Raw genomic sequence first — 24,428 nt, forward strand, 5'->3', positions numbered from 1 at the left:
TCACAATCTATCATTCTGTAGGGACGATAAAATCTAATTGAAGCGGTGTTTTTTCACTTGAGTCAAGTTCAATCGTCTTGTGCTTTAATAGCTGACTTTCTTGGAGAATTCGAATCTCATATGTCCCGTGAAATGCTGGACATATGACTTTACCAGTACCATCTGTTTTTTCAACTCTTTGTGTCGTCCACTCATTCAGAAGTCTTTCATAACGGATTCCTGCCTCATTCAGAGTCCAATCATAATTAACGATTGCAGCGTTTTCCCCTCGCCAGTGAGCACCTGCCCAAAAGCCCCACATTAACACACCTTTTACTGCCGGATGGCTGAATGCGACGCGATATAGAGCTTCTAAGTTATCCGCTCTTCTATTGGCGTCTGGGTGAACAGAATCATACTCTGTGACCCAAATGGGGAGACCGAGCTCAGCGAGCACATCCAGTCTCTCTTTTACAACAACCGGGTCCACCATCTCACCAAAATGACCTTGCACACCAATTGCTTGAACTGGCGCCCCTAACTGCCGAAGCTCATTAATGTGGGCTTTATAAGCCTGATGTTCCCCATAAGAGATCACATTATAATCATTCACAAATAATAGCGCCTGCGGGTCAATTTTTTTCGTTTCTTCAAACATCCACTTCCAAATATTTTTCCCAAAGCGGTCTTTAAAAAACGAACCATGCATCATTTCGTTGTTCACATCCCAGTGACGAAACTTTCCTTTAAAATGATTGGCCGCATGCTCAAGCCGCCTCTTTGTTGCTTCATACACTTCGTTATTCGGCAATGATCTAAGCCAGCTAGGATTAGCATCTTCTACCTCCCAAAACAGAGCATGCCCTCTAACAGGCAGGTTGTGTCTTTCAGCAAAGCTAAGCATTGCATCTGCCTTTTCGTAAGTGATTTTTCCTCTTTCTGGCTCATTTGCATACCATTTCGCCTCATTTTCAAAGACAGCCCAATTAAAATGCTGGACAAAAAAATCCGCATAGGTTTGATTAAATAACACTTGATCATTCATTGCTGATCCAAAAGCAAACTCATGTCGAATTTGTTTTATTTCAACCTCTACGCCTGCTAATGGCTTCTTTTCACCATTTGTTACGTTTACAACAAGCTCTCTTTGTCTATGTCGTAAGATCCGATCATCCGCCTCGCTTCTCCAGCTTTGATTCCCTTGATTGAGTGAGTTTACCTTTTCAAAATTCAATTGTTGGTGAATAAAACTTCTCTCTTTTACCATGATGAAATCACCGTCACTTTCATTTCGATTTGAGTACCTTTTAGGAAACATTCAAATTAAAAGCGGCAACGTTCTTTAACATTATTTTAAGACTGCCGGCAAGAAAAGCCGGCAGCTTAATTCTTCATCTACTAGCTGATCAACCGATGATACTCTGCATAGGCTGTTGCCATATCGACCTGCGACCAGAAGCGATGGTAGGTGAAAACAGGGGTTCCATTTTCCCATTTCCCCGTTGATTCATTGAATGATGATTGATACTTGCTCTGGAGCGCAGACCAAGCTGGATCTTGCTTAATTTTTGGACGAATATCTGCAAAACTCGCATAGACTCCATTGCCTCCACGCTGCGGATCAGACGGGCGGGTGTTTGTTCCTGGGATTTGATTCCCTTGACCAAATGTTCCGCTCCATCCATTTGGAAAATACACTTCTTTCTTAAAGAAACGATGATAATCTTCTCTTTCTTCTGGTGTGACAATGCCAATACCATCGTTGTAATTCCACGCAACCTCAAGGAGTTGTGCGGCTACATCTTTTGCTTTAGTGCCAAGGGATGTATAGCTTCCTGTCTCTTCCTTTGTGCCAGCAGCAAAGAATGTGAGAGCCTTAATCAAACTCCCAAGCACTCCAGTATCTTGACTAGGATCTTTTGTTACAGCCGTTAGATTTGGATTGCCTGTTGCAGACTGGAAACCATTCCAAGTGTCAGGCTGCCCGTTCCATTCTATATTTCCAGGAACCCAAAATTCCCCTGGCGCACTCGTTGTAGCAACTGCAACATTCGTTCCTCCTAAAATTCTTTGCCCCTCAGCATCCAAAAAATAACCCTCTTGATCTGTATTTGGGCGTTTATTGATAAAAATGTAATCTAATGAATAATTGATCCATTTAGAAATTGAAGATTTGGCCATTTGGAAATTTTCAGACGTTTTGTCTCCATCTTTTGATAAAATGTAATACAATTCTGCCACGCGCTCCATCGGCCACACTTGCATCCCAAACCAATTATTAGATGGGGGATCTAGATAAACAGGTGCCTCTTCATAGGCCATGTCGTAAAATGTGCTTCTTCCTGCAGGATAAGCACTATAGTCTCCATTCCAGCTATTGGTTGCGCCTCCTGCAATGGCTCCTTCCCTTGATTGAAGCCATACATAAAATTCAAGCTGTCTCTTTAATGATTTTTCCCAATCGCTTGCGCCAGTAGCAGATGCTGGTTTTAAGCCTCCTTGATCTGTTGATAAAGCATAAGCTGCGACTGGATTTTGATAACCTTGGTGGCAATGACTTGCACCGATGCGCCATGCCCAATTCGCATACTCTCCAAGCCCTCCGCCCCATGCGGTATACCATGCCATTAAGTAGTGACAGGCGCTCTTTCCATTTCCAGGTGATGGATTCCCCTGCTTTGCACTTCCGATTGCTTGAAAGTATTTATCGTACATGCCATAACGGAGAAAATCACCCATTTTTTTCGCTTTATTGAGATAAGCTGAACGATTATAGCCTAGCTCCTTCGCCCAATACATCACTTGAACAGCGCGTGCATCAGCGTCTGTTGCATTTGTATAGCGCCACTGGGGAGCTGGTGCTTGATTTTCTTTTGTAAACAAACTCATAAAACCTTCATTTGGTTTGCCAAACGATTGATCATCTTGCGATGGATGAGGGATTGCCTCCCATACAGATTCCTGCGGACCACGCTGAAACGTGTTTACATATGTGGCAGTGTGGGATGGATTGAGTAAATTTCCATACTCATACCAATTGTCTACATCAAGGAGCCAATGCATTAAATACGTCTCATTCGTACCGTACGTTTGTTTAAGCTCAGCATCCAGTGGATCTTGACCAGCGGAACGTGCACCGCTCAGTTGACTAGGGTATTGATCCGGATAAGGATACTCTGAAGCATATGTTGCAGGACTAGAAGGATTGTAAGAGCTGATATGAGGCTGTTCGTCATTTCCATCTTCATTCACTGGAATGATAAATTTCTCCATATTATCCCACGCATCTTCTAATTTGCTCCAATCCCCTGTGTAATGTCCATATAAAGCTTCAAGCCATAGCCAATAACTATATGCTTCAGAGGTGGTCATATGCCCGTAATCAGGTGCCTCACACATTAACGTTTCAATTGAGTGATATGGAATCCCCTCTGGTGAAAAATAACCATTTGTCTCATTTTTCAATTGCTGATAAAGCGTTAAAAATCGTTCTTTGTTTGTCATTTATCTTATCCTCCAACACTTATTTAGAATTTCTCAGCTCGGAAGCGAGCCAAACACTATCACTCCACGGTCAAAGACAGGAATTTTCGTTGTTTTTTGTATGTTGGATGTTAATCCTTGAAAGGAATAATCATTTGAGGCATCCCATACATTTGCATCATTTGGAACCGATAATCGAAATTGTACTTCCTTTTTATGCTCAGACTCGCCTCCAGGAAAAAGGACGACGCCTGTGAAATCGATTTCTGTAAAATAAAGATGAGATGATGCGTCATACACCGTTAACGGAGATAAGGAAGCGCCTTCATTGTAGGATGCTGTGATCTGAATATGTTTCTCGGTGTACCCTTTAGCAAAAACCTCGCTAAGATTGACGTAATATCTAAAAGAGAGTGCCTTACTACTTCTTGCCGGCCAGCCCGAGCGATTGTATAGTATGGCTTTAATCTCGGTCGCAGTTGTATCATTCCTCACCACCGCAGCCTCTACATAAAACTCATCCTCTGCCGGCTCTTGCGGTGGGAAGTTTGGTAACTTTGATTGCCCCTTCCCAAATAACTGCACCATTTTGGCTATATTTCCAGTAAAAGCGGCATTATAGTCAGTCGCCACCTCGTTTGACACATAGTCAGAGATGTCATCCGCATATTGATCTTGCACATCTGGGCCTCCAACAAGTGCTCCGTACAACGTGTGTCTGTGTTTTGAAGGATTTGTCAGCTGATTGGACCACGAGCCATGTGCAGTTCGGTGATGGGGATGAACAGGTGGATTTTGCCCAAAACCAACAACATAGCTCCTTTTTTGTGGATTGTCTCCTAGCATGTAATGAGTTTGCCTGATGGCAAACGACTGATATTGATCTTTTTTTTCTTGATCAGTTATCCAATCAGCATACACAAAGGCAAGAAATGCGGCATTTGCAGCATAGCGAAGCGATCCCCATTGTTCAAGCCATGCAAGCCCGCCAGGAGTATACGTCATTCTTTCTGTTGTTCCGTTTCGCACAAGACCCGTTGACCAATAATCTAGATTACGCTCAGTCGATTCAATAAATCTTTGCTCTTTCGTTATTCTTGCGAGTAAGATTTGTGAAGCAAAAAAGGTGTTATCCCATGACATGGTAAACGTATAATCCCAATCCTTTGGCCATTCGTCTACTGCCTTTAGTGCTTGATCTAAATATGACTGATCATTTGTCGCCAAATACAGCCATATACCTCCCCAAATGAGTTCATCAATATAGCCGCTCCAAGAGTTGTAAAAAGATTGTGCATTTGTCACACAATCTGTATACTTGCCGCGATATTGATCAGCAAATGCATAAAGCTGTTTGGCATGTTTAAGAAGCTCTGCTGCGTATGACGAATCAGTCTGTTTAAAAATGATAGAACCTGCCGCTAATGCTGCGGCGGTTTGTGCTGCTACTTCTGTTCCCGGACAATTCTCGTCAATTTTAAAAGCTGGTCGACTCATTGGCATTACTTCAGCCGGTCCCCACCAGCTATGATCGACGTGCCCATCACCTACTTGCGCCCAGAATTCGTTCGGAGCCGTATGTGCTTTTAGAAAATAATCAGTTGCCCATTTGATTTGGTCTAAGATGTCATCAAGCAGCTCTGCCTGTTCATATGCTTCTCGATACTCATACACTGTCCATGCAAGCACTGTTGCAGAGTATGCCATCGGAAGCCCAAACTTCACATGATCGCCGGCATCATACCAGCCTCCTGTTAAATCATGACCGACATCCTTTCCATCATCTAATCCAGAATCTCCTCGCCAATTGAGACGATTGCTTTCTGGAAGTTTTCCAGATCGCTGTGCTTCATAAAACAAAATTGATTTTTGCAGAACTTCTACATAGTTGTAAGACGACATTTGTCTTTATCCTCACCTTTCATTTTTAGTTAAACACTGATCAAAATAAGCATCACCCCCCTTTTATCTAACATTAATGGCCTGCTTGTAATGATTTTCAAAGAAAACCAAAAATAGGCATAGTAAACAGCAATCAGCTTTGCGCTCATCGTCAGGTCTTCTCATGAATTTACATGTACTGTATCCAGAAAGAGCATATGTCGCAGCAGAACCTTTCAGACGATCAAATTCTCTTTTTTCCTCTATTTGGGTAGAAAGAATGACATACAATCTCCACTCTTAAAACATCACGATAAATCAAGATATATGAAAGCGAAAGAAAATTATTCCAAATGATGTAAAAACGATATTTAGTTGACATAATAAAATTATTGTTTATATTCAAAAAAAGAACGCTCTTTTTTGAGCGTTCTTCATCAACGACATTAAAATAAAGAAAGTTGGTTTTGATCTGGAAGTGCTTCTAGGCATCCTTGACGATCCAAATACTCAAGGATGGTCTTAGAGACTTTTCCACGTTTTTGTAAATCTTCTTTGGAGAGGAATTCACCATCTTGTCGCGCACGTACAATATTTAAGGCGACGTTCGTTCCAAGTCCTGGAATTGAGTTGAATGGTGGAATCAATCCATCTCCATCAATGATAAACTCTGTTGCACTTGATCGATATAAATCGACTTTCTTGAAATGATAGCCTCTCTCACACATTTCAAGTGCGAGCTCTAATACAGTTAACAGGTTCTTCTCTTTCGGTGATGCATCAAGACCTTTAGAGTTGATATCTTCCATCACGGCTCGAATTGCATTCGATCCCTTTGTCATTGTTTCAATATCAAAGTCATCAGCACGTACGGTAAAATATGCAGCGTAGTAAAGAAGAGCATGATGCACCTTGAAATAAGCAATCCTGACTGCCATGAGTACGTAAGCAGCAGCGTGAGCTTTAGGGAACATGTATTTGATTTTTTTACAAGAATCAATATACCAGTTCGGGACGTTATGATTCTTCATTTCCTCTTCCCATTCAGGAGGTAGTCCCTTCCCTTTACGAACAGATTCCATGATTTTAAATGCTAATGACGGCTCTAAACCTTGATAGATCAGATATACCATGATATCGTCACGACATCCAATGACCTCACTCAGTTCACACGTCTTATTGTGGATGAGTTCTTGTGCGTTTCCAAGCCATACGTCTGTCCCGTGGGATAGTCCAGAAATCTGAACGAGCTCTGAAAAGGTTGTTGGTTTCGTATCCTCAAGCATTTGCCGAACAAACCTTGTACCAAACTCAGGAATACCGAGTGTACCTGTTTTACAACCAATCTGCTCTTCTGTTACACCAAGTGGTTCTGTCCCTTGGAAAATTTTCATGACCTCTGGATCGTCTGTTGGAATGGTCTTTGGATCAATCCCACTTAAGTCTTGGAGCATACGGATAACAGTCGGATCATCGTGCCCGAGTATATCTAGCTTTAGCAGATTATCATGGATGGAATGGAAATCAAAATGCGTCGTTTTCCAATCCGCCCCTGTTGCATCCGCTGGATATTGAATTGGTGAGAAATCATAAATGTCCATATAATCTGGCACAACGATAATACCGCCCGGATGCTGACCGGTTGTCCGTTTCACTCCTGTACAGCCTTGAACGAGCCGGTCTATTTCCGCCCCCCTCATATGGAGGTTATGATCACCGGCATAGCCTTTTACGTAACCATATGCCGTCTTCTCTGCTACGGTACCGATTGTGCCCGCACGGTATACATAATCTTCACCAAACAGTTCTTTTGTATAGTTATGAGCGTGCGGCTGATATTCTCCTGAGAAGTTCAAATCAATATCAGGTACTTTATCTCCTTTAAAACCTAAGAAGGTTTCAAATGGAATATCATGTCCATCTTTTTGATAAAGCGTACCGCATTGTGGACAGTTTTTGTCAGGAAGGTCAAAACCTGAACCAACAGAACCGTCATTAAAGAATTCAGAATGCTTACAACTTGGACATACATAATGTGGCGCAAGTGGGTTAACTTCTGTGATCTCAGTTAAAGTTGCAACGAGTGATGAACCAACAGATCCCCTTGATCCAACGAGATAACCATCATCCAGTGATTTCTTTACGAGCTTATGAGAAATTAAATAAATAACGGCAAAGCCATGGCCGATAATACTTTTTAATTCTTTCTCAATCCGGTCTTCTACAATTTTCGGAAGTTCATCACCGTAAATACTTCGTGCCTTTTGATAGCTCATTGCCCGTATTTCTTCATCTGCACCTTCAATTTTTGGAGTGTAAAGATCGTCTTTAATCGGCTTAATATTTTCGGTCATATCAGATATTTTTTTCGTATTCGTGACCACGATCTCTTTTGCCTTCTCGTCTCCTAAGAATGAGAAAGCTTCAAGCATTTCATCCGTTGTTCTGAAATGAACCTTTGGCAGCTCGTGACGGTTTAGCGGGTTTGCCCCACCTTGTGATGAAATCAAGATTTTACGATAAATTTTGTCCTCTGGATGCAAGTAGTGCACATTCCCTGTCGCCACCACTGGTTTATTTAGCTTCTCACCAAGCTTGACGATATTGGAGATTATTTCTTTTAATGCACGTTCGTCCCGAACGAGCTCTAGCTGCAACAAATGCTGATACACTTCTGGCGGGTGAACTTCTAAATAGTCATAAAATGCTGCAATGTCTTCAACCTCGTCAGGCGACTTTTGCATCATTCCTTCAAAAACCTCACCCTTATCGCAAGCTGATCCAACAATCAGACCTTCTCGATATTTCTCAAGCTGTGAACGCGGTATACGAGGCACACGATAAAAATAGTCAATATGAGAGAGTGAAACAAGTTTGAATAAATTCTTCAGTCCTATCTCGTTTTGCGCAAGAAGTGTCGCATGATAAGGACGTGAGCGCTGATAAGCATTAGACTGTCCCATGTTTTCATTTAATTGATCATGATAGACAATCTCTTTTTCACCTGCATCTTTTAGCATCCGCAGTAAAAGATAGCCTGTCGCTTCTGCATCATAAATCGCGCGATGGTGCTGCGTCAGTTCAATATCAAACTTTTTACACAATGTATTGAGCCGGTGATTTTTAAACTCTGGATAAAGGAATCGACCAAGCTCAAGTGTATCGATGACAGGATTCGAAGCTTTATCTGTTTTTAAAAGTCGTTTATACGCTGCATTTAAAAAGCCCATATCAAAGCTTGCATTGTGAGCGACAAGGATATCTTGACCGACCCACTCTTTGAAATTTCGAACAACTTCCTCAACATCTGGTGCATCTCTTACCATATCATCAGTAATACCAGTTAATTCAATGGTCGTTGCAGATAATGGATGATGGGGATTGGCAAATGCCTCAAAGCGATCAATAATTTCCCCGCCTTTTATCTTCACTGCTGCAAGTTCAATGATCGTATCATATACAGCCGAAAGTCCAGTTGTCTCTACATCAAATACAACAAAAGTCGAATCCTCTAACAGACGATGCTCAGGATTATAAGCAATCGGTACGCCATCATTGACTAAATTGATTTCCACTCCGTATATCATTTTGATGCCATATTTTTTACTTGCTGCATACGCATCTGGAAAGGATTGAACGACGGCATGATCAGTGAGCGCAATCGCTTCATGCCCCCATTTTTTCGCCTGTTCCACAAGTTTCCCAATTCCTGTGACAGCATCCATCTGACTCATCGGTGAATGTAAATGAAGCTCAACGCGCTTTTCACCCTCTGGTGCGGTGTCTTCTTTTAGCTGAGGTTTTATTTCATTCACATCATTTGCAATCATGACAAGATCTCTGACAAATGTATCGTTTTGAATGCTTCCTCTTGCTTTTACCCACATTCCTTTTTTCAAGGATTTCATGAGCTGGGCATCTTCTTTTTCTCTAGCAAACATTTTAATTAAAATACTGTTTGTGTAATCAGTAATCTTAAAGATACAAAGGGTTCTGCCGCTTTTAAGCTCTCTTGTTTCCGCATCAAATACATAGCCTTGGACTGTAATTCTTCTTTCCTCGTCCATAATACTGTCAAGTGTACGAATTTCTTCACTCTCTTTGATTGGATAACCAATCATCAGAGGACCGGATGGGGCTTCCTCCTGATCTTCATTTTCTTTCTTCTCCATTTCAGTAAGTGCTTGCATGGCTCTTTCTTTGTCTTCAGCAAGCTTCTGTTCTCTGAATTTCTGAATCTCTTGATCTGATACGAATGTTTCTGTATCAAATTGCAGCTCTGGAAATCCAACTTGTTTAAACGCAGACTGGAGCATTGGGCTGTACTTCTTCTTAATGGCCAAAGCTTCTGTTTCGCTTTTTGTCTTAATGATTAATTTATGCCCAGATAAAGTCGGCTTTTGCTGCTGGAGCAAACGAATAATTGGGGGAGAAATGCCTTGAAGCTCTTCCACACAATGTGACCAATACGATTGCAAAAGCTCTTCAGATATGTGCGGATCATTGACTTCAATCGTACAAGTGACTTGTGCAATATGAGAAAATGCATTGGTGAGTCTGCTTAGGAACATAGCATATATCTTATAAGGCAGGAGCGCCTTAAATTTAAAAAGGAAATGCCACGTTTTCGTTGCCTTATGCACCGTCAATTTGACGATTTCTCCTTCTTCAAAGTAACGACTGAGGTCATCATCTGTCATTTGAATCTGATTGAGTAGTATATGAAATTGTCGCCGGGTGATCGGTAATTGTTCATCCAAGACAGGGGCCCTCCTTTTGTAAATCAGAAAGGTACCTCTTTTCTACAAGGAGGTACCTTCATTTTTTTGTTCAAACCTCTATGCGTGACGAATAAATGAAATCAGCTCATCAACTGATACTTCATGTGTTTCACCTGATTTTCTAAATTTCACTTCCACAACGCCTTCTTCTGAACGTTTTCCGCAACTAATGCGAATTGGTAATCCAATTAAATCACTGTCTGCAAATTTAACGCCTGCGCGCTCCGTGCGATCATCGAATAGCACATCAAAGCCTTCCTCTTCTAAGCGCTCGTATAATGTTTCAGCAAGTTCTTTTTGTGCATCATTTTTCATATTTAACGCCAGCAGATGAAGGTCATAAGGAGCAACTGCTTTTGGCCAAATAATCCCTTTATCATCATGATGCTGTTCGACGATGGCAGAAAGTGTTCTGGAAATACCAATACCATAGCAGCCCATCAGCATTGGCTGCGTTCTGCCATTCTCATCAAGAAAAGTCGCATCCATTGACTCAGAATAGCGTGTTCCTAGTTTAAAGACTTGTCCTACTTCAATTCCTTTTGCAAATTGAATGATGCCTTCACCATCTGGAGATACATCTCCTTCTTGAATAAAGCGAAGATCTGCATATTCTTTTATTGCCACATCACGAGCAGGATTTACATTTACATAATGATAATCTGCTTCGTTTGCACCTGCTACTGCATTTGTTATGCCTTTTACAGCTAAATCAGCATAAATATCAACCTTCGCATCTAGCTGAACAGGTCCAATAAAACCAGGTTCTGTTCCAATAACTTCAAGCACTTCTTCACGTGAAGCAAGCTCTACAAGCTGTGCGCCAACTACATTCTTCAATTTCACATCATTGACTTCATGATCGCCTCTTGTCAGTACAAGAACATACGCTTCGTCTGCTTTAAATAATACAGATTTGATACATGCGGAAGGTTCTACTTCTAGGAAAGCAGATACTTCTTGAATCGTCTTCACGTTTGGCGTGTGTACTTTCTTAAGCTCTTTAAAGTCCGCAGGATTTGCTTCTTCTCCTTTAAATACAGCTTCTGCCATTTCTATATTGGCTGCATATGATGAAGTGTCGGAATAAGCGATCGTATCTTCTCCTACTTCTGAAAGCGCCATAAATTCATGTGTGTCTTTTCCTCCCATTGCACCAGAATCTGCAATAACCGGTCTAAAATTAAGACCAACTTTTGAGAAAATATTGGCGTAAGCTGTAAACATTTTATCGTATGTTTCATCAAGGCTTTCTGATGTTGCATGAAATGAGTAAGCATCCTTCATAATGAATTCACGTCCACGTAATAAGCCAAAGCGTGGTCTTTGTTCATCGCGGAATTTTGATTGAATTTGGTAAAGTGTCAAAGGTAGCTTCTTATACGATTTCACTTCACTACGTACAAGTGATGTGATTACTTCTTCGTGTGTCGGACCGAGTGCAAATTCACGACCATGACGATCTTTCATACGCATGAGTTCTGGACCGTATGTATGCCATCTTCCTGACTCTTGCCACATTTCAGCCTGTTGCAGAACTGGCATTAACAGTTCTGCTGCTCCTATCTTTTCCATTTCTTTGCGAACGATAGCTTGAATATGCTGAATCACTTTATGAGCGAGTGGCAAATAATGATAGATTCCGCTTGTATTTTGCCTGATGAATCCAGCTCTTAATAAGAGCTGATGACTTTTCGCCTCTGCATCTGCTGGCACCTCTCGAAGAGTTGGAATTAAAGTCAGGGATTGTCTCATGTTCATTACACCTCAATTTATTATATAGGACTTCTCATAAAAACGCTTGTTTCCCATTAAGAGAAACAAGAGACGTTGGTTTTATAAAAATAATCGCTGGATGTCATTCCACGTGACGACAAGCATTAACAGCATGAGGAAAGCTACACCAATAAATACAACAAGTGCCTCTTTCTCACGATTCATTGGTTTGCCGCGAATAGCTTCGACGAATAGGAACAATAACCGTCCTCCATCTAATGCCGGGATTGGTAATAAGTTCACGATCCCTAAGTTGATACTAAGGAAAGCAGCAAACTGCATTAATGTTAATGCTCCTTGTTTGGCAACTTCGCCTGTCATGTCATATATACCGACAGGACCCGATAGCATATCAAGTGAAAATTGTCCTGTGACAATTTTTTGCAAGTTCGTTAAAATGAGACCAGCAGTGGATACAACAGTCATTCCTGAAGATGAGATGACTTTCAAGAATCCATTTTCCGTTGGCGGATACGATCCAAAACGGCCAATAGTCTTTCCTTCTGTCTTCACTGCTTCTGGTACAACTTGTACAGTACTTTCTTTGCCATTTCGGTCAATGACGACATTTATTTTTTTCTCAGGGTTCTTTTGAACGGTTTGAACGATCTCTGTCCAAGAATTCATTTTATCCCCGTTAATCGAAGCAATATGATCGCCCTCCATGAGCCCAGCCTTTGCCGCACGACCATCTTGCGTCAGTTTTCCGAGTACAGGTTCATCCACCGTCACACCTTGAATAAATCCAAGAGCAACTAAAATCACGTATGCCAAGATAAAGTTCATGATCGGCCCAGCAGCGATGGCTTTAATACGCTGCCATACTGTTTTTGAACCGAATTGACGATTATATGGGGCAATTTGAATTTCTTCACCATCTGCAATATAGAAGCTTGTTTGACTCACATTGTAGCCTGTCAATATGTCTTCTTTTCCAGCTTCATACCCTGAGATTCTCATGGCATGATCTAAATCAATTTGCTCAACTTCAATGACTAGAGCATCAGGGTATTTCTCTTTATTATTTAAAATGATTTTTTCTACTTCATTTTGCTCATTAAATAAGAGCCCCACTGTATGACCTGGTTTAATTTCAATAACTTCAGGATCCTCTCCAGCCATTTTGACAAATCCACCGATTGGCAGAAGCCTAATGGTATAAACGGTTTCTTTTCGTTTAAAGGAAAAAATCTTCGGTCCAAAACCAATTGCGAACTCGCGGCACAAAATGCCTGCGCGCTGCGCCATAATTAAATGGCCAAGCTCGTGGAAAAAAACGAGCGTTCCAAAAATAATAATAAACGCAATCACTGTATTCACGAACATACCACCTTATGTGAGGATTGATTGAACAAAGTCTCGTGTATCTTTGTCCACTTCATGGATTTCTTGCAAACTAGGCTTTGAAATCACATGGTGTCTGATCAGTGCCTTTTCAATCAGTTCTTCTATTTGCAAGAACGTGACATTGCCTTTTAAAAACGCATCAACTGCGACTTCATTTGCCGCATTCAGCACGGCAGGCATTGTCCCCCCTATTTTACCTGATTCATAAGCAAAATGTAAGCAACGATACCTGTCAAAATCCGCTTTTTGGAAATTTAATTGTCCAATCTCCCAAAGGTTCAATGATTTGGCTTCCTTTAATGGCGCTCTGTCAGGGTATGTGAGCGCATATTGAATGGGAACTCTCATATCAGGTGTGCCTAACTGAGCCATCACGCTTTTATCATGAAATTCAACCATGGAATGAATAATGCTCTCTTTATGTAACAGCACATCTATTCGATCATACGGTATATCAAACAACCAATGTGCCTCTATGACTTCAAGCCCCTTATTCATCATTGTAGCTGAATCAATTGTAATTTTTGCTCCCATTGACCAGTTCGGGTGATTCAGTGCCTCTTCAACAGTAACGCCTTCAAGTTCAGTTCGCTTTTTATCTCGGAAGCTACCACCTGATGCCGTCACGATTAGACGCTCTATGTTTTTGGCTTGTTCACCTTGAAGGCATTGAAAAATAGCGGAGTGTTCACTGTCGACAGGAAGTAAAGGCACATCATATTTGTTTGCGTACTCTTTCACTATATGACCAGCTGTTACGAGAGTTTCCTTATTTGCGAGTGCAATCGTCTTTTTTTGTTCCATTGCCTTCAACGTTGGGACAAGCCCGACACTTCCTACAAGTGCATTGACAACGACGTCGACTGAATCATAGGTTGCCGCCAACGTGTTGGCTTCATCACCTATGGCCATCTTGACCTTATATGAAAATGAATGCTCTTTTAGCGTGTGATATGTATCCTCGTCTATACATCCGACGAATTCAGGCTGAAAGTGTTCAATGATTGGAATGGCCTTGTCTACATTTCTGCCAAACGTCATCGCTTTCAGATGAAATTCGTTCGGATGCTGCTTGATCACATCTAATGTTTGTTCTCCAATTGATCCTGTTGCGCCTAATAGCGAAATATATTTCAAATTGCCACTCCTTTTCTCGTTCAGTTTGTTTCTATTCGGTTAGCCGGCAAAAGTGACCAGCAATAAATATAAAAACGGCAGAACGAATAAAAAGCTGTCAAACCTGTCCAAAATCCCGCCATGTCCTGGGAGTATGTGCCCTGAATCCTTTACATCATAATGACGCTTTAAAGCAGATTCCACAAGGTCGCCAAGCTGTCCAAAAATGCTGAGCAAAAGGGTAATAAACATAACTAGCACATATGATGGCAAAAACCCTGTAATCGCCTGAAACACAAGTGATAACACGACCGCTGTGACGATTCCGCCAATAAATCCTTCTACTGTTTTGTTAGGGCTAATCTCCGGCCAAAGTTTTCGTTTCCCCAGTGACTTCCCAATGAAATAGGCTCCTGAGTCGGTGGACCAAATAATCACCGCTGCGAAGAAAATCGCACTCATGCCGTATAAACCTCTGATTTGAATAAAATAATAAAAGCTGACGCCAATATATAGTGTGGCTAATACAACAAAAGCAACCTCATCGAATGTGAAAGAGTTCTTGCTCAGTACTGTATACGTTAAAAGAATTAAGATTGCAAATAAAGCAATCTGCATTTTCGATGCGTCCACGTTTGTAAAGAAGCTATTCTCTCCGCCCATTAAAAGCCAAAGCAATACTAAGCTGACGACACCAGGAAAGCTGAAAATAGAAATCTTTTTCATTCTCAAAAGCTCAAAGAGAGCGACACTTCCCATTAAATAAATCAGTAGGGTAAATGGCATTTGTCCATAAATCACAGCTAATAAAAATAGCGCCGCTGCCAAAACACCCGTCAAAATTCTTTGTTTCATCTGCACCACCCTCTAAATTCCACCGAACCTCCGGCCACGGCGCTGGTATTCTCCGATAGCGCCTATGAGATGCTCATCAGAAAAGTCAGGCCAAAGCACATCCGTAAAGACAAACTCGCTGTACGCAATTTGCCAAAGCATAAAGTTGCTTAATCTAATTTCTCCACTTGTGCGAATAAGCAAATCCGGATCTTGAAGAGATTCTGTCATTAAATAAGCTGAAAACATTTCTTCTGTGATGTCCTCTGCTCTAAGCTTACCTTCTTTGACTTTTTCAGAAATTTGTCTGCATGCTGTGACGATTTCTGTACGTCCTCCGTAATTGAGCGCAAAGTTCAGTACGAGTCCTTTATTATTTGCCGTACTTTTTACTGCGTTCTCTACCGCTTTTTTTGTATGCGGCGGGAGACCGTCTGGATCACCTGTTAAACGCACACGGACATTTTCCTCAATGAGTTCAGGCAGGTAGATGTTCAAAAATTCTTCGGGTAGCTTCATTAAAAAGTCTACTTCTAGTTTTGGTCGTTTCCAATTTTCTGTAGAGAAAGCATACAAAGTCAACACTTTGACATTCAGCTCATTTGCAAGCTTTGTCATGCGCTTGACGACTTTCATCCCTTCATGATGTCCTGCTACCCGAGGAAGTGCACGTTTTTTAGCCCATCTTCCATTCCCATCCATGATAATAGCGATATGTTCAGGAATTTCTCCATTTAATATGTCTTCTTTTGTCAAGCTTTCTAAGTTGGAAGTAGCTGTTTGCTGATTCTTCCAATTTTTGAGTATATTGAGCATGAGATTCCTCCATCACCCAAAAAGGTTGCGTTCCCGCTAATAATATAGTCATCAACAGTATTAACAAAAAAACCCCCTGTAAACATGAAGAGGGTCTTTTCACTATTATCTATTGTACATAGTTTTTTCTTAAACTTCCATGATTTCTTTTTCTTTGTCTTTCGTCACGTCGTCAATTTTAGCCACATATTCATCTGTCAATTTTTGTACATCCTCTGTAGATGACCTTAATTCATCTTCTGTGATCTCACCGTTTTTCTCAAGCTTTTTCAAGTCATCGTTTGCATCACGACGAATATTGCGAACAGCTACTTTTGCTTCTTCTGAGTATTTTTTCACAACTTTCACAAGCTCTTTACGTCTTTCTTCAGTTAACGCAGGAATGGCAATACGGATCACATTCCCATCACTTGTTGGCGTAATCCCAAGATCAGACTTTTGGATCGCTTTTTCAATATCACCGATCGCTGTTTTATCGTAAGGTGTGACAATCAGCATACGTGCTTCTGGCACTGTAATAGATGCGATTTGATTAAGCGGTGTTTGTGCACCGTAATATTCAACTGTGACTTTATCTAATAATGAAGCATTTGCTCTCCCAGCTCGAACTGTTGCTAGTTCACGCCCGAATGCTGTAACTGCTTTTTCCATTTTCTCTTTCGCTTGGCTTAACACTTCTTTTGACACGTTATTTCCCCCTCACGATCGTTCCGATTGATTCACCATTTACGGCACGTTTAATATTTCCTTCTTCCATAATTGAGAACACGATTAATGGAATGTCATTATCCATACATAATGAGGACGCAGTAGAATCCATTACAGCAAGCCCTTCTTTTAACACATCAAGATATGATAGCTTATCATATTTTACTGCATCCGCATCTGTACGAGGATCAGCACTGTAAACACCGTCTACATTATTCTTCGCCATTAAAATGACATCTGCTTCAATTTCTGCTGCACGTAGAGCTGCTGTTGTATCTGTAGAGAAATATGGGTTCCCAGTACCGGCAGCAAAAATGACGACACGTTTCTTCTCGAGGTGACGGATCGCTTTTCTTCTTATGTACGGTTCTGCAACCTGTCTCATTTCGATAGAGGTTTGTACTCTAGACTGAATACCAAGTGTCTCTAAACTATCCTGTAATGCTAGTGAATTCATTACTGTTGCAAGCATCCCCATATAGTCTGCAGTTGCTCGGTCCATTCCTAGGTCACTGCCTGTCTTTCCGCGCCAAAGATTCCCTCCGCCTACGACTACTGCAACTTCAACATCAAGTTCTGCAATTTCTTTCACTTGCTTTGCAATTGATTGAATGACAGTCGGGTTAATTCCATTTCCAGCTTCACCTGCTAGTGCTTCGCCACTTAGCTTCAGTACAATACGTTTATATTTCGGTTTGCTCATGATAACCTCCAAGTGTAAACTATGCCGTCTCTTATTATGCGTAAGAAATGGTCTTTTGTAAATCAATATCCTCTAAAAAATAGGGAACACAGTATTTGTGCTCCCTCAAAAAGCCCCAGAGAGCTTTTCAAACATTATTTTTTCACTTGGCTCATTACTTCTTCAGCAAAGTTGTCTTGACGCTTCTCAATCCCTTCGCCCACTTCATAGCGAACATAAGTTTGAACAGTTGCGTTTTTCGCACCTACCACTTGTTTCACTTTTTCATCTGGGTTTTTAACGAAAGGTTGGTCAAGTAAGCAAATTTCTTCGAAGAATTTGTTTAGACGACCTTCAACCATTTTAGCAACGATATTCTCAGGCTTTCCTTCTTGAAGCGCTTGCTGCGTTAATAATTCACGCTCACGGTTTGCTTCTTCTTCAGACACTTGGTCACGAGAAATATATTTTGGATTGATAGCAGCAACGTGCATTGCTACGTCTTTTGCAAGCTCTTCATCAGTTGTTCCGTTAAGGACTGCTAATACACCGATACGACCGCCCATGTGTAGGTAAGAACCGAATACAGCGTTATCTTCTTTTGTGACAACAGAGAAACGACGTAGTGTAATTTTCTCTCCGATCTTTGCAATTGCAGATGTGATATGCTCTTCAACTGTTGAACCGTTCTCCATTTTAGAAGCATGAGCTTCTTCAATTGTAGCAGGTTTTGCAGCAAGTAAATGATCAGCAAGTTCATGAAGAAGTGTTTGGAACCCTTCGTTTTTCGCAACAAAGTCAGTTTCAGAGTTAACTTCTAGGATCACTCCTGTATTGCCATCTGTTTTGATTAAAGTTAATCCTTCTGCAGCAATGCGGTCTGCTTTTTTCGCAGCTTTTGCGATGCCTTTTTCTCTTAGAAGGTCGATTGCTTTTTCGATGTCACCATCAGTTTCTGTTAACGCTTTTTTGCAGTCCATCATACCTGCACCAGTTTTTTGGCGCAATTCTTTTACTAATTGAGCAGTAATTGCCATTTTACATTTCCTCCTTCTATGTCATAACACGGATTACTAGGTGAAAAAAAGGTGATAAAAGGCATTTCCCTCTTATCACCTTTTGAATAGGTTAAGCAGTTGTTGTTTCAGATTCTGTCGTTTCTTCTACAACAGCTTCTTCTTCGCCTTGTTTAGACTCAAGAATTGCATCTGCCATTTTTGCAGTTAGCAATTTTACAGCACGAATTGCATCGTCGTTTGCAGGGATAACAACATCAATTTCGTCAGGATCACAGTTCGTGTCAACGATACCGATGATTGGGATGTTTAGCTTACGAGCTTCTGCAACTGCAATGCGCTCTTTACGAGGATCGATAATGAAAAGTGCATCTGGAAGACTCTTCATGTCTTTAATTCCACCTAAGAATTTTTCAAGACGCTCTAATTCTTTCTTCAATTGAACGACTTCTTTCTTTGGAAGAACTTCGAATGTGCCGTTTTCTTGCATTTTTTCAATATCTTTCAAACGCTTGATACGTTTTTGGATTGTTTCAAAGTTTGTTAATGTTCCACCAAGCCAGCGCTGGTTTACATAGAACATTCCAGAACGGATTGCTTCTTCTTTTACTGAATCTTGTGCTTGTTTTTTTGTTCCAACGAAAAGGATTTTTCCTCCGTCAGCAGCAAGGTTTTTTGTGAAGTTGTAAGCTTCTTCTACTTTTTTCACCGTTTTTTGAAGATCGATGATGTAGATGCCGTTACGCTCTGTAAAGATGTAACGCTTCATTTTTGGGTTCCAACGGCGTGTTTGGTGACCGAAGTGAACACCAGCTTCTAACAATTGCTTCATAGAAATAACTGACATTTTATTTCCTCCTAATATAATGGTTTTTTTCCTCCGCTTAAGTCATGTCCACATAAAACTGCGACACGGCAGCACCTTCATATGAATCATTAAGCGTGTGTATTTAACACCAAGAAATAATATAACACATGATGAACTGACAATCAACAATCCTTTACAGCTTTCCGCTAAATTTTAATAAAAGCTCGATTTCTGTCTTACCAGTCTTCAATTGTTTTGCTATTTCTTCTATTGTTATCCCGCGATCATATAGTGCTTTCACTTGATCTTGAAATGCTTCTTCTTTTTCATCAACAGAAGATGTGGTGCTTGCTGCTTCTTTACCTAGAACGGGTTCATTTACCTTCTCTTCCTGCACCTCTACTACGTCTAAGAGAGCCGATAGGTGCTCTGGAACTGGATCTTCACTTTCTTTCAATTGCTGGGATTCAGTTTGTGGTTGTGGTTGCTTTGGTGTCTGAAGATCCGTTTTCAGCTCTTCAGCAAAAGAATCAGGGGAAGAGGCCGCAACTTTTGATAGTTTGTCGTTTTCTTCTTTGACTTCCATCAAGAAAGCAGCCAGGGTGTTTTCCGTTTCTTCTAAAATCTCTCGTTGCTTTTGTTCAGTCGCCTTAAGCGAATTCATTCTAGTATATAAAATGATAACAAAATAAATAAGTGCAGCATGGAGCATAAAGCTAATCAGCCATAACATATTTTTTCACTCACTAACTCTTTTAGGATTGAATGGCTTTATCAAGCAAATGTTTAAGCTTGAACAATGCCTTTGAATGAATTTGTGAAATGCGGGAGGTTGATAAGTTGAGCACTTGACCAATTTCCGTTAATGTCAATTCCTCTTTATAGAAAAGGCTAATCACAAGCTTTTCCTTTTCCGAAAGCTCTGTTATTTTTTCCGAAAGCTGTTCAATTAACTCATCTTTCAGCATTTTCTCTTCAGGTGTCACAGACTTCTCGTCACGGATCATGACTTGGATGTTTTCCCCGTCTTCTTGATCGTGCAATTTTTCATCAATAGAGAGTAAATTTGCAAAGAAGCCCTCATTCATCGTTGTGAAAACATCCTGCTCACTTATGCCCAGTTCCTCAGCAACCTCAGTTGGCGTCACATTACGCAAGTAACGCTGTTCAAGCTTTTCGATAGCCGCTTCTACTTTTTTGGTTTTTTCTCTTGATGTACGAGGTAGCCAGTCCTCTTTACGAAGACCGTCGATGATCGCCCCGCGGATTCTGAAGGATGCATATGTATCAAACTTCAGATCTCTACCAGGGTCAAATTTTTCAAGAGCATCATATAAACCGAGCATCCCTAGACTCATCAAGTCTTCTTTATGCACTGACTTTGGAAGACCTATGGAAATTCTTCCAACATGATATGTGACAAGCGGCATATAGCGGCGTATAAGATCATCTCCAGCAGCCGGATCCTTCCACTCTTTCCACCTAGCCCATAGCGCCTGATCTTCGTAATTTAAGGATTGCATCTTTCTCCCCCTATACTTCCTTAGTTATATCTTCTGAATGCCTTTCTTTACAGTGCGGATTTCTAATTCAGTTGTCAGCGGATCGAATTCAATCGTACGACCGCTGTTCCCGCCCGTATCCTCACTGATGATCGGGATATGATAAAGAGACAGATGTTTTTTAACGGCTGATACATTTCTAGGTCCAATTCTCATCAGATCATTGGTCGATTTAAATTTAAACATCTCAGCGCCTCCTGCCAATTTCGCCTTTAGCGCATGTTTGCGTGCTCCTTCTTTTAAGAGCAAGTCCACTGTATGCTTAACACCTGTATCAGCATACTTGGCCAAATTATCGACCTTTCCTTTTGCAAGCGATGAATCTGGAAGCATGATGTGAACAAGACCAGCTAGTTTTTTCTCTTGATCAAACAGTACAAGTCCCACGCAAGAACCAAGACCAGATGTACGAATTCGATCTGGTGTTTTCACAAGTTGAACATCCGCAATACCAACCTTTACAACTGCCGGAGTTTGCACGTTCATCATAGGTTACCTAATGCTTTGAACAGCTTGTCAAACGATTCAAAGTCTGGTAATAAAAACATATTTCCTTTCAGCTCTTGCTTATTTTGATCATCGTATATAGATGTATCAATGACAATCGCCTGATCTCCGAGAGGACTTAGCTGCATTAAGCCTTCACTTATGACAGCACCAAACATATCAAGTGTGACATCAGGCACACTCGGATAAAGCTGTAGCTTGGTTAAATCGGCAAGGGCTGATAAATATGAGCCTGCTAAAATATTTCCTAACTCGTGCAGCGCTGATGTTCCTAGCACATGTTCATGGATGGTATCAATATCAAATGCTGGCTCTTGCACAAGCTCTCTGACAAATTGCTCAGCCTGCTCAAAAGGCATAATGAAATAGATCGAGCCGGATAAATCTCCTTCCATTCGAAGAAAGATGCTTGCAACTGGAAGATCTGCCCCGCCAAAGAAATCCATTAATTCTTCAAACGAGAGAACTTTAACAAAAGGAACAGCCATATCTATTTTGCGATTTAATAGGTTTGCAAGAGCAGACGCTGCATGGCCTGCCCCTATATTCCCAACTTCTCTTAAAACATCTAGCTGCTCATCTCTCATTTCACTGAAAATGTTCATGTCACATCCCCCTTAATGAACAGGTGCACCTTGGATACTATTGTCGAGAACAGCACCAGCATGAATGATATTAAATAGACGCTGATCATGCTTAATAATCCCTGTCACCCACGATTGTCCATCTTTTTCAGAATCTGGAGAGGATTCTACCTCTTCCTGATAAACAGTAATGACATCATTTGCCTCATCAACAATCCAACCGACTTCAATTTCACCAACAGATACAATGATCATTCTTGTTTCGTCAGTGATCTCATGATCAGTTGCGCCAAGTCTTACTCTTAAATCAATGACTGGGGTGACAACACCGCGCAGATTAATGACACCGCATATATATGGAGCAACACCGGGAATTCTTGTCGGCTGCTGCCACTTTTCAATGGACTTTACTTCTGATACTGAAATAGCGTATTCTTTTTTGTTTACGACAAACACAATCATCTTTTCGCCAGTTTTGATATCTGTACTCATTTCAGACCGCTCCTCTATTGTTTTTTACTTAATTAGTGCATTACAGTCAACGATGAGTGCAACTTGACCGTCACCTAAGATTGTTGCGCCTGATATCGCAAATACGTTTGGCAGGTAGTCTCCTAATGATTTCAATACAACCTCTTGCTGTCCGATAAATGAATCGACAACGAATGCTGTTAGTTTATCACCTTTACGGACAACGATGATGTGCAGTTCGTCCTCTAATTCTTTCGCATTTGGTACGTGGAACTGTTTCTTTAAATACACGACTGGTACGATAAATCCGCGGAAATCAATGACTTCCCGATCATGCGTTTGAAGGATATCGCTTTTCTTAATCACAGCCGTTTCGATAATAGAAGAAATCGGAATCGCAAATGTCTCTTCTTCAAGTTTCACAAGGAGGACCGAAATAATTGACAGAGTCAATGGTAACTGGATAGAAAATAAAGAGCCTTGTCCTTCTGTTGAATTGATGCTCACAGAACCGCCTAATGATTCTAGTTTGTTCTTTACTACATCAAGCCCTACACCACGTCCTGAAATGTCAGAAATCGTATCGGCTGTAGAGAATCCTGGAGCAAAGATAAGAGAATCGATTTGATGATCTTCAAGAGATTCCGCTTCTCTTTCTGTAATCACACCACGCTCTAGTGCCTTTTCAAGAACCTTTTTACGGTTAATTCCACCGCCATCATCTTCTACTTCAATAAAGACGTGGTTACCACTATGATAAGCCTTTAATAAGACAGTTCCTTTTTCAGGCTTGCCTTTTTTCACGCGTTCTTCTGGTGATTCAATCCCATGATCTAGGCTGTTTCTGAGTAAATGTAAGAGCGGATCGCCTATCTCGTCGATCACTGTTCGATCAAGCTCTGTCTCAGCTCCTTCAATGATGAGCTCAATTTTCTTATTCAGCTCTTTTGTCAATTGACGGATCATGCGCGGGAATCGGTTAAACACTGTTTCTACAGGCACCATTCTCATGTTTAAAATAATAGACTGTAGGTCGCCGGAAATACGCGTCATTCTTTCAACTGTATCTGTGAGTTCATTGTTTTCAAGCTCTTTTGCAATCTGTTCTAAGCGCCCTCGATCAATGACTAGTTCTTCAAATAGGTTCATTAAAGAATCGAGTCGATCAATGTTTACACGAATTGTTTTCGTACCGCCAGCTGATGCACCATGACTGCCATTGGACTTTGATGCTTCGTTTGCTGGCAGTTTTGAAGCTGGTACAGAACTTTTTTCTTTTTTCTGTTCAGGCTTTTCTTTTTTCTTCTCAGCCGGTGCGGTTTCTTTAAAAGTAGGGACTTCAGAGATCTCAACGTGTTCAACCTCGGAGATCGAAGTCACAATTTTTCTTACTTCGTCGATTGACTGCTTTGATAAATAAGAAATGCTGAATTCAGATTCAAAATCTTCTGATTCTAAAAGTTCTGCATTCGGGACAGATTTGACAACCTCGCCTGCTTCATTCAGTCTTTCAAAAATCATATATACACGAACTGCTTTTAGTAAGCATGCGTCGCTTAATGTAACCATCAGTTCATAGCATTTGAAACCTTGTTCTCTTGCTTCATCAAGAACTGTTCGTTCAAATTCATTATAGTTTAAGTCGTTAGCGGCTGGTGCTGATGTATCCGCTTCTTCAACGGCTGGTGCCACCTCTGCATGGCTTCCTGTCACATCTAGCTTTTTACTAATCTCTGTAACATCACGTTTTCCGTCCCCGCCTTCTGCAATGGATTGAACCATTGCGTCAAGGTGATCAAGCGCCTCAAACATGGTGTCCATTGATTCAGGAGTGACAACCATTTGTTCGTTACGAATGGCATCAAACATGTTTTCTAAGTGATGCGTTAATTGGGCCATATCATCAAAGCCCATTGTTGCGCTCATGCCTTTCAATGTATGAGCCGCTCTGAATATATCATTCACTAGCTGCAAGTCAGTAGGATTCTTTTCTAATTCAAGAAGTTTTTCATTACAAGTTTGTAAGTGCTCTCTGCTTTCATCTAAAAAGATGTCTAAGTATTGGTTTACATCCAAC

The 24,428-nt window shown here is 41.0% G+C and carries 19 protein-coding genes; all 19 read right to left on the reverse strand.

Going from position 1 to position 24,428, the window contains the following annotated elements; translation table 11 throughout:
• Nucleotides 1–10 precede the first annotated feature (10 nt).
• Nucleotides 11–1,246 (reverse strand): endo-1,4-beta-xylanase, encoded by a 1,236-nt coding sequence (locus ABVJ71_RS04060; protein WP_353855723.1) that lies wholly within the window; start codon nt 1,244–1,246, stop codon nt 11–13.
• A 131-nt stretch (nt 1,247–1,377) separates the two neighbouring features.
• Entirely contained in the window at nt 1,378–3,483 is a 2,106-nt protein-coding gene (locus ABVJ71_RS04065) for a glycoside hydrolase family 48 protein (protein ID WP_353855724.1), read from the reverse strand.
• A 33-nt stretch (nt 3,484–3,516) separates the two neighbouring features.
• Nucleotides 3,517–5,364 (reverse strand): glycoside hydrolase family 9 protein, encoded by a 1,848-nt coding sequence (locus ABVJ71_RS04070; RefSeq protein ID WP_353855725.1) that lies wholly within the window; start codon nt 5,362–5,364, stop codon nt 3,517–3,519.
• Nucleotides 5,365–5,789: 425 nt separating this feature from the next.
• Nucleotides 5,790–10,043, reverse strand: coding sequence for a PolC-type DNA polymerase III (locus tag ABVJ71_RS04075; RefSeq protein ID WP_353856551.1), 4,254 nt, complete (start codon nt 10,041–10,043; stop codon nt 5,790–5,792).
• A gap of 138 nt (nt 10,044–10,181) precedes the next feature.
• A complete protein-coding gene (locus tag ABVJ71_RS04080; protein WP_353855726.1) occupies nt 10,182–11,879 on the reverse strand; it encodes a proline--tRNA ligase in 1,698 nt (565 codons plus the stop codon).
• Nucleotides 11,880–11,960: 81 nt separating this feature from the next.
• A complete protein-coding gene (rseP, locus tag ABVJ71_RS04085) occupies nt 11,961–13,226 on the reverse strand; it encodes an RIP metalloprotease RseP (protein WP_353855727.1) in 1,266 nt (421 codons plus the stop codon).
• 6 nt (nt 13,227–13,232) lie between these two features.
• Complete coding sequence (dxr, locus tag ABVJ71_RS04090; protein ID WP_353855728.1) at nt 13,233–14,384, reverse strand: 1-deoxy-D-xylulose-5-phosphate reductoisomerase; 1,152 nt, start codon at nt 14,382–14,384, stop codon at nt 13,233–13,235.
• Nucleotides 14,385–14,423: 39 nt separating this feature from the next.
• Nucleotides 14,424–15,218 (reverse strand): phosphatidate cytidylyltransferase, encoded by a 795-nt coding sequence (locus ABVJ71_RS04095; protein WP_353855729.1) that lies wholly within the window; start codon nt 15,216–15,218, stop codon nt 14,424–14,426.
• Between the two features lie 12 nt (nt 15,219–15,230).
• A complete protein-coding gene (locus ABVJ71_RS04100; RefSeq protein WP_353855730.1) occupies nt 15,231–16,013 on the reverse strand; it encodes an isoprenyl transferase in 783 nt (260 codons plus the stop codon).
• Between the two features lie 129 nt (nt 16,014–16,142).
• Nucleotides 16,143–16,700 (reverse strand): ribosome recycling factor, encoded by a 558-nt coding sequence (gene frr / locus ABVJ71_RS04105; protein WP_353855731.1) that lies wholly within the window; start codon nt 16,698–16,700, stop codon nt 16,143–16,145.
• Between the two features lies 1 nt (nt 16,701).
• Complete coding sequence (gene pyrH / locus ABVJ71_RS04110) at nt 16,702–17,424, reverse strand: UMP kinase (protein WP_353855732.1); 723 nt, start codon at nt 17,422–17,424, stop codon at nt 16,702–16,704.
• A gap of 134 nt (nt 17,425–17,558) precedes the next feature.
• Nucleotides 17,559–18,440 (reverse strand): translation elongation factor Ts, encoded by an 882-nt coding sequence (tsf, locus tag ABVJ71_RS04115; protein ID WP_353855733.1) that lies wholly within the window; start codon nt 18,438–18,440, stop codon nt 17,559–17,561.
• Between the two features lie 91 nt (nt 18,441–18,531).
• Nucleotides 18,532–19,266, reverse strand: a complete 735-nt coding sequence (gene rpsB / locus ABVJ71_RS04120) for a 30S ribosomal protein S2 (RefSeq protein WP_353855734.1) — start codon at nt 19,264–19,266, stop codon at nt 18,532–18,534.
• A gap of 154 nt (nt 19,267–19,420) precedes the next feature.
• Nucleotides 19,421–19,960, reverse strand: coding sequence for a Swarming motility protein SwrB (locus ABVJ71_RS04125; RefSeq protein WP_353855735.1), 540 nt, complete (start codon nt 19,958–19,960; stop codon nt 19,421–19,423).
• Nucleotides 19,961–19,982: 22 nt separating this feature from the next.
• Complete coding sequence (locus ABVJ71_RS04130; RefSeq protein ID WP_353855736.1) at nt 19,983–20,750, reverse strand: FliA/WhiG family RNA polymerase sigma factor; 768 nt, start codon at nt 20,748–20,750, stop codon at nt 19,983–19,985.
• Between the two features lie 24 nt (nt 20,751–20,774).
• Nucleotides 20,775–21,275, reverse strand: a complete 501-nt coding sequence (locus ABVJ71_RS04135; protein WP_353856552.1) for a chemotaxis protein CheD — start codon at nt 21,273–21,275, stop codon at nt 20,775–20,777.
• Nucleotides 21,275–21,901, reverse strand: a complete 627-nt coding sequence (locus tag ABVJ71_RS04140; RefSeq protein ID WP_353855737.1) for a chemotaxis protein CheC — start codon at nt 21,899–21,901, stop codon at nt 21,275–21,277. The genes ABVJ71_RS04135 and ABVJ71_RS04140 overlap by 1 nt, the downstream gene beginning before the upstream one ends.
• A 12-nt stretch (nt 21,902–21,913) precedes the next feature.
• The gene (locus tag ABVJ71_RS04145) at nt 21,914–22,372 is read right to left on the reverse strand and encodes a chemotaxis protein CheW (RefSeq protein WP_353855738.1); all 459 of its coding nucleotides are present in this window, start codon (nt 22,370–22,372) and stop codon (nt 21,914–21,916) included.
• A 24-nt stretch (nt 22,373–22,396) separates the two neighbouring features.
• Nucleotides 22,397–24,427 (reverse strand): chemotaxis protein CheA, encoded by a 2,031-nt coding sequence (locus ABVJ71_RS04150; protein ID WP_353855739.1) that lies wholly within the window; start codon nt 24,425–24,427, stop codon nt 22,397–22,399.
• Nucleotide 24,428 lies beyond the last annotated feature (1 nt).

The sequence above is a fragment of the Bacillus sp. Bos-x628 genome, assembly GCF_040500475.1.
GTDB lineage: Bacteria > Bacillota > Bacilli > Bacillales > Bacillaceae > Bacillus > Bacillus maqinnsis.

What these genes read in the sequence shown, in the direction of transcription:
- ABVJ71_RS04080 (WP_353855726.1), bottom strand. Translation starts at nt 11,879, where the DNA reads ATGAGACAATCCCTGACTTTAATTCCAACTCTTCGAGAGGTGCCAGCA.
- ABVJ71_RS04100 (WP_353855730.1), bottom strand. Translation starts at nt 16,013, where the DNA reads ATGCTCAATATACTCAAAAATTGGAAGAATCAGCAAACAGCTACTTCC.
- ABVJ71_RS04075 (WP_353856551.1), bottom strand. Translation starts at nt 10,043, where the DNA reads ATGACAGATGATGACCTCAGTCGTTACTTTGAAGAAGGAGAAATCGTC.
- ABVJ71_RS04125 (WP_353855735.1), bottom strand. Translation starts at nt 19,960, where the DNA reads ATGTTATGGCTGATTAGCTTTATGCTCCATGCTGCACTTATTTATTTT.
- ABVJ71_RS04065 (WP_353855724.1), bottom strand. Translation starts at nt 3,483, where the DNA reads ATGACAAACAAAGAACGATTTTTAACGCTTTATCAGCAATTGAAAAAT.
- ABVJ71_RS04070 (WP_353855725.1), bottom strand. Translation starts at nt 5,364, where the DNA reads ATGTCGTCTTACAACTATGTAGAAGTTCTGCAAAAATCAATTTTGTTT.
- ABVJ71_RS04095 (WP_353855729.1), bottom strand. Translation starts at nt 15,218, where the DNA reads ATGAAACAAAGAATTTTGACGGGTGTTTTGGCAGCGGCGCTATTTTTA.
- ABVJ71_RS04060 (WP_353855723.1), bottom strand. Translation starts at nt 1,246, where the DNA reads ATGGTAAAAGAGAGAAGTTTTATTCACCAACAATTGAATTTTGAAAAG.
- tsf (WP_353855733.1), bottom strand. Translation starts at nt 18,440, where the DNA reads ATGGCAATTACTGCTCAATTAGTAAAAGAATTGCGCCAAAAAACTGGT.
- ABVJ71_RS04135 (WP_353856552.1), bottom strand. Translation starts at nt 21,275, where the DNA reads ATGAACGTGCAAACTCCGGCAGTTGTAAAGGTTGGTATTGCGGATGTT.
- ABVJ71_RS04130 (WP_353855736.1), bottom strand. Translation starts at nt 20,750, where the DNA reads ATGCAATCCTTAAATTACGAAGATCAGGCGCTATGGGCTAGGTGGAAA.
- rseP (WP_353855727.1), bottom strand. Translation starts at nt 13,226, where the DNA reads ATGTTCGTGAATACAGTGATTGCGTTTATTATTATTTTTGGAACGCTC.
- ABVJ71_RS04140 (WP_353855737.1), bottom strand. Translation starts at nt 21,901, where the DNA reads ATGAACATTTTCAGTGAAATGAGAGATGAGCAGCTAGATGTTTTAAGA.
- ABVJ71_RS04145 (WP_353855738.1), bottom strand. Translation starts at nt 22,372, where the DNA reads ATGAGTACAGATATCAAAACTGGCGAAAAGATGATTGTGTTTGTCGTA.
- rpsB (WP_353855734.1), bottom strand. Translation starts at nt 19,266, where the DNA reads ATGTCAGTTATTTCTATGAAGCAATTGTTAGAAGCTGGTGTTCACTTC.
- pyrH (WP_353855732.1), bottom strand. Translation starts at nt 17,424, where the DNA reads ATGAGCAAACCGAAATATAAACGTATTGTACTGAAGCTAAGTGGCGAA.